The following is a 12,255-nucleotide window of genomic DNA, read 5'->3' as shown; positions in this document are numbered from 1 at the left end:
GGGTTTATCTTACTTATAATGGGGGTATTTTATCCATAATCATCAATGGGTAGGATATAAGGATTGGTATTGATTCAGCAAGTAGCAACTGTCTGTAAGTTTGCTACTTGCTGATGATGCATTTTTATTAAATGCGAAAGCTCGATATGTAATTCATTCATGAATTAGGCTTGATGAATTTTTGAATAAATTGATTATAATCATCAATTCATTACATAATCACTTGGCTTGTTAGAGAGCACGTACCGGCAGCAAAAGCGGGTGAAAAGTAACCCTATCTCCATGCGCGCCGGTAACTATTATATTACCAGGTCATCTATCCTGGCTAGAACCTAGAGATTTTTTGTTAATGTATCGAGCATTTTTTTATCAATACATTGATCACTAAATTTCGCCACCTCGTTCATCATACAATTAATTTCACTTCGATGTTCGGGGTATTTTTCTGACCATTTTTTGGTAATTGCATTAATGCCTAGGTTACATGAATCCTTTAAGGTGCTTACTAGCTCAGGGGTAGAGCAAATCATTAATGCAGCTAATCGATCATTGCTTCCTTTTTCATAGAGTTCATTGCCATCTTTAATTTTTAAAAGAGCACTCAATTCATTATATAGTTCTTCAGCAGAATAATTGCTGTGTTCATCTTTTTTAAAAGTTCTATTGGAGCAATTAAAAAAAGAATGAAGCTCATCCTTAATTTTTCTTTTCCAAGCGTCGCTGGATAAAACATCAACACGGTCGTTATTTCCATTCAATAAAAAATAAGTGATTTCTTCAAAGGTCAATGACTCTTCTTTATCGTTTTTCAACTCATCTTCAATCAACTTGAAAATGTTATGTCCACCATTTTTTATATCCAGAGCAATCTCTGAGACAATTTCTGGGGATAAACCACATTTCTGGAAAGAAAGTAGGTTGCTTTTAATTCTTTGACTGAGCGTGTCTAAGTTAGTTGCTCCTGAATCCAGAGAATATAGAATAAACTCGTCAAATTTGCTTTTAATAATTCCGAAGCTACTGTGCAAGGATTGATTTTGAGGATTTCCGATTGTTTTATAGAACTGGATTAAGTCTTTAATCTGCATAAATATCATCCATGTAGGTTATTTATTGTCATAATAGTATTCCTAATAGTTGCTGTCAAATCTGGGTTTAACTTACAGAAAAATTGTTCCTGCAGCAGCAAGAAATGGTGTGGGTGAGCGAAGTATGCGAAGTTAACTTAACTCGATGCGTTAATTTCTACTTCGCTTCACCAACCTCAAGAACTAGTTTTTATAGCTATACTGTGAAATTAAATTTAGCAGCATTTTGCTCAACTAACTTATCATGCGCTTGCACTAAACCATTAAGGCAACATTCTGTTACTCTTTCATAATCATCAGCAGTTAATACGCTTTCAAAATGTTTAAATAATAGTTCGACAATTTCTCGAATTTCTAAGCCACGAAATGAAATATTAGCTGATGTTTCAGAAGCAAATTGCATCCTTAAGTGGCTAATGAGTTTTTCTGGTGGGACATGAAGAAATGAACGAATAAACGGTTTCAAAAGTGAAGAATAAGTATTCGCTAATAAACTTTGTTTTTCTAATGCTTCAAAATTTGATTGTGTTCCTATTCCACAAATAAATAGAAGGAACTGCACCGCGACTTGAACTACAGGATTGAATTGCTCATCTTTAAATACAGTACTTTCTTTTTTTAATCGAACTGCGGCTAACAATAGCGAATGAGCGATTTTCTCGAGAAATTTGTCAGTTCTTTGCAGTTTTGAATAATCTCTATGTAGATCAAAATATACCTTAGACCATTCTTGATGCTTGTTCAGAAACATTTTACTGTCTTCTATAAATCGAGGCAGAGAAGGTTGGGGTATGCCTGAAGAAATCATGTCATGCGGCTGATGAACCTCCATAGGGGCTGTATTGGTCGCAACGATGGTTAACGCCGCCAAACCATCCCATTCAGGCCTGGAGTTTTCATTATCTAAATCTATTTGTTGTGTCTCGGATGAACTTACCGGACTTGATTTGTTATTGTTTGTTTCGACGTACTTCATTTTCTTTCTTTTCGGCGTGTCTTGCGTACTTTTCTGCTCAGAATTATTTTCCGAAATAGTTTCAGAGAAATGTCGTTTTGGGGCGTGTTGTCGTGGTAATTTTCTTAATAAATCATTTGCCTGACCAAGTCCTGTTTCAATCGAATCCAAGAGGTCGTTATTGATTGAAAGTTTAGCTCTAAGAATCCTATCTTTATATTTACTATCTAATATTCTTTTAAAGTTAGTGTATGCATCAATAATATCTGTTAGCTCTTTTCTTATTAAAGCTGCATTTGGGATATTATTTTTTTCTTCTTTTTCAATATAAAAAAGCTGAATTTCAGCCTTAAGTAACTTAACTTTATGTAATTGAAAGTTGGCTTTTAATTGGTGCTCTGAGTGAATTTCATTCAATTGAGAAGGATGGAGTAATGCATGGGAATCAATAATTCTCTGAAAACAAGTATTCGCTTTGTCTAACAGAATAAGCGAGTTTTCAAGAGTTGAACGTTCTTTATTTTCATAAGAATAGTGGATATAGCTGTACGCAATAATTAATAGAGCGTCGTTATTTTCTGCAAAATCAAAGGCAGTTATATTTTTATAGAGTTTCTTCAAATAGCGAGCTGGTATTTTTTCAAACAGCTTAATATTTTCAGCTAATAACTGGACTTGAGTTGTGTCTGATACATAAGTATTAAAATTGGCAAGTATTTTTTTATGTATTTTTGTTAATCTGGACATAGGTACCCTTTAATATGATTTAATCATCAAGAAATAGCCTGAGGCTTTCACTATTAATTTTTCGAGGGCGAATTATGATTGAGAATGATTAAAAAAACACTAATAAAATGGCATTTTTTTGATAGAGTGTTCAATAAATAAATAAAACAGGTTGAATTTTAAATGCAACCTGTTTTTTTATGCTACATTCCGGAATAATTTGGTCCACCGCCACCTTCTGGGGCATGCCAAACAATATTTTGTCGAGGGTCTTTGATATCACAGGTCTTACAATGAATGCAGTTTTGAGCATTAATTTGTAATTTGGGACCATGTTCTTCTTCAATAATTTCATATACCCCTGCAGGGCAATACCGACCTTCCGGGAATGCGTAAGTTTTTAAATTAGTATCTATTGCCAATTGAGGTTTTTTCAATACGAGATGGCAGGGTTGATTTTCTTCATGATAGGTATTAGATAAAAAGACAGATGACAGCCTGTCAAAGGTGAGCACACCATCGGGTTTGGGATAATTTATTTTCCTTGCTTTATTTGCTGGAATCAATGCACTGTGATCAGCATGATTCGCTAGTGTCCATGGAGAATGTCCACGGGTAATGTATGTTTCAAAAGCTGCATTGATCAAACCTGGAATTAAACCGTATTTAAATCCTGGTCTTATATTGCGTACAGAATAGAGTTCTTTTTCTAGCCAGGATTTTTTAACTTTTTCTGGATAACTAGTTAACTCAACTTGTACTCCATTTTCTTGTTGTAGCGCTTCAAAGCAAGCCTCTGCTGCAAGCATGCCTGATTGCATTGCTGTATGTATTCCTTTGATTTTGGGAACATTAAGGAAACCTGCAGCATCACCAATTAAAGCGCCACCCGGAAATGTAAGCTTTGGTAACGATTGCCACCCACCTTCATTAAGCGCACGCGCACCATAACTGATGCGCTCGCCTCCAGTTAAAATAGGTTGAACTAGTGGGTGCGTTTTGAAACGTTGAAACTCTGCAAAAGGATTTAACCAGGGATTTTTATAATCCAAACCAACTACAAAACCAATAGCGACACGTTGTTTCGATAAATGATAGATAAACGAACCACCGTAGGTAGCTAAATCCATTGGCCATCCCACAGTATGAGTTACTTGTCCTGGTTTATGATGTTCCTCTTTGATCTGCCATATTTCCTTTATCCCCAATCCATAGGTCTGTGGATTTGCTTTATCTCTGAGGTGGTAACGTACCATCAGGCTTTGGCTAAGTTGTCCACGACATCCTTCAGCAAGTAATGTCTGCTTGGCAAGTAAGTGCATTCCAGGTTGATAGTTATTCGTTTTCTCTTTATTTTTATCGAGGCCTACATTCCCGGTTGCAACACCAATAATTTGATTTTTATCATTATAAAGTACATTAACTGCAGCAAAGCCAGGATAAATTTCGCAACCCAGAGATTCTGCTTGTTGAGCAAGAAACATGCAAAGTTCGCCCAGACTAATAATATAATTGCCTTCATTATGCATGGGTTTGGGGGTAGGGAGTTTATAGAAACTTTTTTGTGTTAGAAAATAGAATAAATCTTCAGTTACCGCGGTATCAAGAGGTGCATCTTGCCACGTATCAGGAAGTAATTCTTTAAGGCTTTTCGGTTCCAGGACCGCACCAGAAAGAATATGTGCGCCAACCTGAGCTCCTTTTTCTAAAATACAAACAGATAATTCCTTTTTGGCAGCCATAGCCAGCTGCTTCAATTTTATCGCGGCAGATAACCCCGCCGGTCCCGCACCGACGATGATTACATCAAATTCCATGGTTTCGTGTTCCACACGCGCTCCTAACTGTGATTATAAAAAGATAAAATAATCGCTTTTCCAGGCGCTAATATCAAGATTTATATTGAAAATTAATATGCTCAGAAACTTGGGTGAAGCGTATCACAGCGCGGGAGCGATTATACTGCATTCCTGTGTTCCGCAACGCTGCTTAAAATCAATAGCTAAATTGATAATTGTCATCACAACCATCAGTTGTTGCTGAAACAGCGGTGGCAGTGAGACGAGTACCAAGTGATATAATACTGTGTGGAATGCTTAGAAGTGTCAACAGCAGGCCTGCTGTAGTTCCAAGAAGCGTTAAACCGGTTAGCGCAAGACTGTTTGTGACTCCCTCTAATGCTGTATTACGATATTCAGCACTCATCATTACAATCGATAATAGACCGAGTAACATGAATCCAACGAAGTAACACGCAGCAACAATTGCAGTAAATGCCATAAAAGCCGTACCAAGTGTAGATATTAAAGGATACCAAATTGGCGCCAACAATTGGCCTGCGAACTCCTGACCATCTCGGTATGGAGTAAAAAAACCAGGACGTTCTCGATATGTACTTACCGTTCGCTCAATGATTCCTGTAAAATAATTTTCATCTCCTGCTTCGTTTTTTAAATCGAGTATTTCACTAATTTCATCCCAGCCAATTAAATTTAACATAAAATCCTCTCGGTGATTGAGCTTTGCGCAGAGTATACAATTTAATTAATAGAGTCAAATAGTTATCTTTCATTCAGATCATTTAGGATTTTGATCATTTTAGTGAAATGTGTTTGGAGAGTCTTTTAGGCTGAATTAAAAGAATAACGTAACAGAACCCGATGAAATAGACTAAACTGATTGTAGAATATACAAAAGGAGTTGGTTAATGAAAACCGTACTAAGTTTATTGCTTCTTGGTTTTTCAACGATGATCCAGGCAAATAATAATTTATCCATGAACGTTAATGTTAATGATCCAAGTTTTGTCGTAACGTTACCTGCAAATCCAACTACAGGATTTCAATGGTCGATTGTGCGCTTCGATAAAGATATATTAACACTCCGTAGTAGTACTTATGAAAGACCAAAAACTAACCTTATTGGCGCTGGTGGGCAAATGCATTTCACTTTTGCGAAACAGAAGGGGAAAAACTATCCCGAAAGTACAGTAATTGTACTTAAATATGCTCGATCTTGGGAGCCTAATACCGCAACTTTGAAAAGTATTACAGTAAATTTTGTAAAAACTGATGGGAAATAATTGCAGGCTAGGGCGTGTTGGCATTTGGGGGCGCGAGTCAAAAATCGGGATAATTTAGTGTAAATTTTAACTTGAGTGAGGCGAATAGCCAGCTCTATTTAACGAACTCAAGCTGAAACTTGCGCAAATTAGCTTGGTTTTTGACCGTGACACCAAATGTCAACACGCTCTACAGATTATCATGCTTTTTTATACTTAAATGGCAAATATCTTGGTTCCCAAAACATGTCTTCTATTAGTTTTTCTAAATCAGCATCATTATTTTTTTGTGCGAGCCCTGAATCGATAGCGCAGCGAGCTACGGAAACCGCAATTTCTTTGGCAACGGTTTGCGCATTATCCAAAGAGGGTAATAAAGGCAAGTAACTTTCTTTTTTACTTGGTGCAAACTTGCATAAAGCATGCGCGGCGGCCAGAATCATTTCTTTTGTTAGCTTTGTTGCGTTAACAGCGAGCACTCCTAATCCTATGCCAGGAAAGACCAATGCATTATTGCATTGAGCAATTTGTACCATTCGATTGTGATATTCAACCTCAGGGAACGCCGTACCTGTAGCAATTAAAGCCCTACCTTGACTCCAGGTTAATATATCTGCTGGTTTTGCTTCGCATTTTTCATCTGGATTGGACAAGGGAAAAATAATAGGGCGTTCGCAATTGACTGACATGGTTTCAATGATGTCTTGTGAAAAAGCTCCTGGTTGTGCAGAACAACCTATAAGTACTGTAGGTTTTACATGTCTAACCGTATCGGTAAGTGAGGGATGCTGTTTTTCATTGATGGCCCATTTATTAATTTCCTTAGGATCTCGTGCATAGCACTTTTGTGCTTCGGTAAGATCGGGATCGGTATTGAGTAACAGACCTTGTCGATCGATTAACCAAAATCGTTGATATGCTTCTTCTGGACTAATTCCTTCACGTACCATCGCATCGATAATTTGATCACTAATTCCAGTTCCCGCTGATCCTGCACCAAAAACAACAATGCGCTGCTCATGAAGTTTTGAACCGGTTACATCACAGGCCGCTAATAAAGCAGCTAAAGTGACGGCACCAGTACCTTGAATGTCATCATTGAAGGTACACAATTGATCTTGAAATTTTTCCAAAATACGTCGAGCATTCCCTCGACCAAAATCTTCCCAGTGTAAAAAAGCATTGGGGAATTGTTTGTGAATCTCATGAACAAAAGTGGATATAAATTCATCATATGCTGCCGGATTGATGCGCGGATGACGACAACCTAGGTACATAGGGTCATTGAGGAGATCCTGATTGTTTGTGCCTACATCAAGAAATATCGGTAATGTGCGAGTTGGCTCAATGCCTCCGCATAAACAGTAGACCATTAGTTTGGCAACGGGAATATCCATTCCTCCAATACCTTGATCACCAATACCCAAGACTCCTTCTCCATCGGTAACCACAATCACATCAATTTCTGGATTAGAACGGTTTTTTAATATTTCTTCTATTTGGTTCTTATCAGAATGGGAAATATATAAACCGCGAGGTTGTCTATACTCATGACTAAATCGTTTTACCGCAGTTCCTACTATCGGAGTATATATTGTCGGTAACATTTCGCCTAAATGGCGATTGATTAATTTATAGAATAAGATCTGATTTTTATCGTGCAAATTGTTTAAATAAATATTTTGTTGTAATCGCGTCGTATAACTGGAATATTGCAAATAAGCTCGTTTAACTTGTTCATCCAAAGTTTCAACCCGATGAGGTAGCTTGCCTAATAGGCCAAACTCTTTTCTTTCTTCATTTGTGAACGCCGTTCCTTTGTTCAACTGAGGGGTGGTAAGAAGGGGTTTGCCACAAAGAGAAGTTTCAATATATTGTTCTCCTGTTTGTGGCTCACGTAGCAATTTAAAATCAAGCATGGTTATCTCATAAGATGGCGTTAGCAGTTGTGTAATGATAATATCGGTGTTTTGTAGTTTACAATAGGTTGAGTATGAATAAATGTTTTGTAGCACTATTGGTCATTTTAGGATTAACATCTTGCTCAGCGAAAAATGAACATTATTACAAATCACATCCCAATGAATTACAACAAGCGATAAAAGCTTGTCCTGAAAGACAACCGCAAGGTATGAGTTGTGAGCAATTGGAAGCACTTGCTAATCGTATGAATAAACTCGCATATCAATTACAACTTAGTCCTCAAGGCTTTGGAAAAAAAATTATGGCGTTACAAGAGACCATTGTTAAAGAACAAGCGCAATTAAAAAATGAAAAAAATAATGCAAATTTACAAGCCAATTTAACTCAAAATAAACGTGACTTAGCGGATCATTTAGCGGTGGTTAGATGGTTTGAATCACCTGTGAGTTAAAAAAATGAGAGTATTAATAAGTAACGATGATGGTGTTTTTGCACCTGGAATTAATAAACTGGCAAACGAGCTGTCGACTTTTGTCGATATTGAAGTGGTTGCTCCGGATAGAAACAGAAGCGGAGCAAGCAACTCTTTGACTTTATCTCGCCCCATAAAAGTCAAAAAATTGGATAATGGCTACTATAGTGTTGAAGGTACCCCAACTGACTGCGTGCACTTGGCTGTAACTGGTTTTTTAGATACTGAATTTGATATGGTTGTTTCCGGAATTAATGAAGGTGCGAATTTGGGAGACGATATTCTTTATTCAGGCACTGTAGCTGCTGCAATGGAAGGTCGTTATTTAGGGTTGCCTGCTCTTGCGATTTCTATGGTAGGAGATAATATTCAACATTATGATACAGCCGCAACGATTGCTAAACAATTGGTGATGCAATTAAGTACACATCGCCTGCCTTCCCAAACTATTTTAAATGTTAATGTGCCTAATCTTCCCTTGGACCAAATAAAGGGGATGCAAGTCACTCGTTTGGGAACGAGACATGGTGCTGAGCCTGTAGTAAAAGATCAGGATCCTCGAGGGCGGCCAATCTATTGGATTGGTTTGCCGGGAGCAGAGGCTGATGCCGGCCCTGGAACAGATTTTAATGCTATAAGCGAAGGGTATGTTTCAATTACACCACTTCATTTGGATATGACGAATTACAAAATGTTCGATCAATTAGCCAACTGGCTCGATGGGATCCACATTCAATAAAATAATTTGCTTGAGGTAATAAATGATAGTCGCATTTTGCAAAAGATTTTTATGTCTTTTCCTCATCATAACCTTAGTAGGTTGCGGAAATAATTTAGCTCCTGTTATGGAATCCAGATGGAATCCTTATTGGCGCTATCAAAAAGTGTATGTTGTAAAACGTGGGGACACCCTGTTCTCTATCGCATTTCGTTATGATACTGATTATAAAACTCTGGCTCGTTTAAATCGTATTAATCCACCTTATTCTTTAAGAGTAGGGCAGGTTATCAATTTGCGAGGCATCACCCCAAGACATAGACAAACGACACGTCGCACTGCCATAAAGAGAAATTACTATGTTGCACCAAAACCACCAGCGAGACCCGCTGTAATTTATTCACCTGCAAATCGATATGCTCGCTCTGCTTCGGGATGGATTTGGCCTGTAAGTGGACATGTTGTTACATCATTTGTTCCTGAACAAGGTAAAAAAGGCATAAATATTGCATGTAAAAAAGGTGAGCGAGTGATTGCAGCGGCAAGTGGTGTGGTCGCTTATGCTGGAAGTGGTTTAGCAGGTTATGGTAACTTGATTATTATTAAACATAGTCAGGGATATTTAACGGCTTATGGATATAACGCACGAATTATGGTTTCCGAAGGACAACAAGTGAAGGCTGGACAAACAATCGCAATTGCGGGTGTTATAGATCGCAAGTATACAGGTGTTCATTTTGAAATCAGAAGGTCGGGTGTACCAGTCAATCCTTTGAATTATCTACAAAAAGGTTGACAGATTACTTATAGTTATAGCAACAATAATGTTTTTATGAAGTATAATGTAGTTATGGAATAAATTTCCCAACATAACGAAACACTATAGGTGAAAAACAATGCACGAGGACGATGAGTCAATTAAAGAACCGGAACTTAAGGATGAAGATTGGTCTGAACCAGACGATGAATCGCTCTTAATAGAAGAGGACATTGATTCGCTTCTTGAAAAAGATGAAGGAGGTGATGGTTCCGAATTCCCTGATTTTTCGGATGATATTGCGTTTCCTTCATTTCGTGGTAAAAATGCACAAAAAATGATGGATGCGACCCAGCTTTATTTGAGTGAAATTGGATTTTCTCCTTTGCTCAGTGCTGAAGAGGAAGTGCATTATGCAACTCTTGCTTTAAAAGGAGATGTCGCGGCTCGTAAAAAGATGATCGAATCTAATTTACGGCTTGTAGTTAAAATTTCACGTCGTTATCTTAATCGTGGTTTACCACTTCTTGATTTAATCGAAGAAGGAAATTTGGGCCTAATGAAATCAGTCGAGAAATTTGATCCCAAACGAGGTTTTCGATTTTCAACCTATGCTACATGGTGGATCAGACAAACGATTGAACGCGCTATTATGAATCAAACACGGACAATTCGTTTACCTATACATGTGGTGAAAGAGTTGAATGTATATCTTAGAGCTGCAAGACAACTCACGCAGAAACTGGACCATGAACCCTCGCCTGAAGAAATTGCTGAAATGGTTGATAAACCATTAGAGGATGTGCAAAAGTTGTTGGGGTTGAATGATAAAGTAACTTCTGTTGATACACCCATTGGCTTTGATGAGAATAAATCATTACTGGATACTATTGCTGATGAGAACAGCGTGAATCCTGCAGAGCTCCTGACTAACGAAAATTTACGTTTACATATAGAATCTTTATTGGATAAGTTGACTGAGAATCAACAACAAGTCATTGCAAGAAGGTTCGGTTTAAGAGGTTTTGAAAAAGCAACACTTGAAGATGTTGGCAAAGAAATAGATTTGACACGAGAGCGGGTGCGTCAAATCCAAGTTGAAGCATTAAAAACATTGCGAGGCTTATTGGAGAAAATGGGATTAACACAGGAAGATTTGTTTTAAATTTAACTGCAAAAATCTCTATGAGCATCTTATTTTAGCCTGGTTGAAATGAAGAAAGATGGGAATTTTCATTGTTCTACTTCGTTTTAGCCAGGCTATAACATGCTAGTATGTTATGGGCATTTAAAATTTGCTTTAAATCCTTTCCAGCAATCACCATAATCTTTCTGTATTTGGGGGATACGCATTGCCTGTTCAGTAACCTGCCATGCATCCCTTGTTTCAAACATAAACGCTAAGGTATTCAAATACAGTTCAGGCTCTAATTTTTGTGTTACCGCCCGCTCATAACTTACTTGATCCGGCCCATGCGGTGTCATGCAGTTATGAATACTCACTCCGCCAGGCGAGAACCCTTCCTTTTTAGCATCATATTCACCACGAACAAGCCCCATGAGCTCATTCATATAATTACGATGGAAATAAGGCGGTCTAAATGTATGTTCAGCAACCATCCACCGAGGAGGAAAAATGACAAAGTCTAAATTAGCTACACCAGGTGTATCACTTTCGGAAGTTAATACAGTAAAAATTGAAGGGTCAGGATGATCAAAGCTTACTGTATTAATTGTATTAAACAAGCTTAAATCATAACAATAGGGTGCATAATTACCATGCCAGGCTACTACATTAAGTGGGGAGTGATCACATTTCGCTGTCCATAATTTATTTTGGTATTTGCATATAAGAGTTGCTTGCGTTACACCTTGTTCAAATGCTGCAATTGGATATTGAAAATGTCGTGGATTAGCTAAACCGTTTGCGCCTATGACTCCTAAAGGAGGCAGGGTAAGTGGACTACCGCTATTTTCACATAAATATCCTTTTGATTCGGTACTAATGAGCTCCATTTTGAATTTTACGCCACGAGGGATAACAGCTATCATGCCGGGGCATATATTTAATTTTCCAAACTCAGTGTGTAGATTCGCTTCTCCTAGGTATGGAACAAAAAGCATTTCTCCATCGTTATTGGCATAGTATTTATTGTGCATGGAACGAGTGCAATGATAAACATATGCATTCACATTTTGGCTGCCAGCAAGATGAAACATGCCTTCAACAAAATCAAAATCTTCTTCTTTAAATAGATCTATCGGAGACCAGCGTAAAGGATTTGGAGATTGTTCTGCATGATGAGGTTTAAAGAGTTCCATTTCATAGGCTTGATAAGTTCCTTGAACAACAGACGGTAATATGCGGTAAAGCCAGCTATGTAAGTTATTCTGTCTTGGACGAGTAAAAGCTGTCCCGCTTAATTGTTCGGCATAAAGGCCTAAGTTACAGTGTTGGGGTGAATTTTGGCTACTAGGTAAAGCGCCTGGAACTGCTTCCGTTTGATGATGATTACCAAATCCCTGCAAATACACTGTTATCTCCTTTAGTATTT

At 37.8% G+C, this 12,255-nt stretch carries 11 protein-coding genes; 5 read left to right on the top strand and 6 right to left on the bottom strand.

Annotated elements, in window-relative coordinates; genetic code table 11:
* Positions 1-332 precede the first annotated feature (332 nt).
* From BW930_RS00745 to BW930_RS00730, 4 genes are all read right to left on the bottom strand, one after another.
* Positions 333-1,088 (bottom strand): hypothetical protein, encoded by a 756-nt coding sequence (locus BW930_RS00745; protein ID WP_058467907.1) that lies wholly within the window; start codon positions 1,086-1,088, stop codon positions 333-335.
* Positions 1,089-1,284: 196 nt separating this feature from the next.
* Positions 1,285-2,790, bottom strand: a complete 1,506-nt coding sequence (locus tag BW930_RS00740) for a hypothetical protein (protein ID WP_058467908.1) — start codon at positions 2,788-2,790, stop codon at positions 1,285-1,287.
* A gap of 182 nt (positions 2,791-2,972) precedes the next feature.
* On the bottom strand, positions 2,973-4,601 hold the full coding sequence (locus BW930_RS00735; protein ID WP_058467909.1) for an electron transfer flavoprotein-ubiquinone oxidoreductase: 1,629 nt from the start codon (positions 4,599-4,601) through the stop codon (positions 2,973-2,975).
* 163 nt (positions 4,602-4,764) lie between these two features.
* Positions 4,765-5,268 (bottom strand): hypothetical protein, encoded by a 504-nt coding sequence (locus tag BW930_RS00730; protein WP_058467910.1) that lies wholly within the window; start codon positions 5,266-5,268, stop codon positions 4,765-4,767.
* 208 nt (positions 5,269-5,476) lie between these two features.
* On the opposite strand from BW930_RS00730, the gene BW930_RS00725 reads away from it, so the two are divergent.
* A complete protein-coding gene (locus tag BW930_RS00725) occupies positions 5,477-5,851 on the top strand; it encodes a protease inhibitor I42 family protein (RefSeq protein WP_058467911.1) in 375 nt (124 codons plus the stop codon).
* Positions 5,852-6,030: 179 nt separating this feature from the next.
* Here BW930_RS00725 and BW930_RS00720 read toward each other — a convergent pair whose 3' ends face one another.
* Entirely contained in the window at positions 6,031-7,749 is a 1,719-nt protein-coding gene (locus BW930_RS00720) for an NAD-dependent malic enzyme (RefSeq protein WP_058467912.1), read from the bottom strand.
* Positions 7,750-7,823: 74 nt separating this feature from the next.
* On the opposite strand from BW930_RS00720, the gene BW930_RS00715 reads away from it, so the two are divergent.
* The 4 genes from BW930_RS00715 to rpoS all read left to right on the top strand — a co-directional run bounded on the left by BW930_RS00715 (position 7,824) and on the right by rpoS (position 10,865).
* Positions 7,824-8,204: a hypothetical protein gene (locus BW930_RS00715; protein WP_058467913.1), complete on the top strand. Its 381-nt coding sequence runs from the start codon at positions 7,824-7,826 to the stop codon at positions 8,202-8,204.
* Positions 8,205-8,208: 4 nt separating this feature from the next.
* Positions 8,209-8,964 carry a 5'/3'-nucleotidase SurE gene (gene surE, locus BW930_RS00710; protein ID WP_058467914.1) on the top strand — a complete coding sequence of 252 codons (756 nt, stop codon included), beginning with the start codon at positions 8,209-8,211 and terminating at the stop codon, positions 8,962-8,964.
* A gap of 22 nt (positions 8,965-8,986) precedes the next feature.
* Positions 8,987-9,739: a peptidoglycan DD-metalloendopeptidase family protein gene (locus BW930_RS00705; RefSeq protein ID WP_058467915.1), complete on the top strand. Its 753-nt coding sequence runs from the start codon at positions 8,987-8,989 to the stop codon at positions 9,737-9,739.
* Between the two features lie 100 nt (positions 9,740-9,839).
* Positions 9,840-10,865: an RNA polymerase sigma factor RpoS gene (gene rpoS, locus BW930_RS00700; protein WP_058467916.1), complete on the top strand. Its 1,026-nt coding sequence runs from the start codon at positions 9,840-9,842 to the stop codon at positions 10,863-10,865.
* A 113-nt stretch (positions 10,866-10,978) separates the two neighbouring features.
* On the opposite strand, the gene hmgA is transcribed toward rpoS, so the two are convergent.
* The gene (hmgA, locus tag BW930_RS00695) at positions 10,979-12,235 is read right to left on the bottom strand and encodes a homogentisate 1,2-dioxygenase (protein ID WP_058467917.1); all 1,257 of its coding nucleotides are present in this window, start codon (positions 12,233-12,235) and stop codon (positions 10,979-10,981) included.
* Positions 12,236-12,255 lie beyond the last annotated feature (20 nt).

The sequence above is a fragment of the Fluoribacter gormanii genome (genome assembly GCF_900156395.1).
Lineage (GTDB): Bacteria > Pseudomonadota > Gammaproteobacteria > Legionellales > Legionellaceae > Legionella > Legionella gormanii.
Note: the sequence above shows the minus strand (reverse complement) of the source record. Positions and strands in the feature narration are given on the sequence as shown.

Coding starts and splice junctions, on each gene's coding strand:
- BW930_RS00745 (WP_058467907.1), bottom strand. CDS start 1,088: ATGCAGATTAAAGACTTAATCCAGTTCTATAAAACAATCGGAAATCCT.
- BW930_RS00740 (WP_058467908.1), bottom strand. CDS start 2,790: ATGTCCAGATTAACAAAAATACATAAAAAAATACTTGCCAATTTTAAT.
- BW930_RS00730 (WP_058467910.1), bottom strand. CDS start 5,268: ATGTTAAATTTAATTGGCTGGGATGAAATTAGTGAAATACTCGATTTA.
- BW930_RS00725 (WP_058467911.1), top strand. CDS start 5,477: ATGAAAACCGTACTAAGTTTATTGCTTCTTGGTTTTTCAACGATGATC.
- BW930_RS00720 (WP_058467912.1), bottom strand. CDS start 7,749: ATGCTTGATTTTAAATTGCTACGTGAGCCACAAACAGGAGAACAATAT.
- BW930_RS00715 (WP_058467913.1), top strand. CDS start 7,824: ATGAATAAATGTTTTGTAGCACTATTGGTCATTTTAGGATTAACATCT.
- surE (WP_058467914.1), top strand. CDS start 8,209: ATGAGAGTATTAATAAGTAACGATGATGGTGTTTTTGCACCTGGAATT.
- BW930_RS00705 (WP_058467915.1), top strand. CDS start 8,987: ATGATAGTCGCATTTTGCAAAAGATTTTTATGTCTTTTCCTCATCATA.
- rpoS (WP_058467916.1), top strand. CDS start 9,840: ATGCACGAGGACGATGAGTCAATTAAAGAACCGGAACTTAAGGATGAA.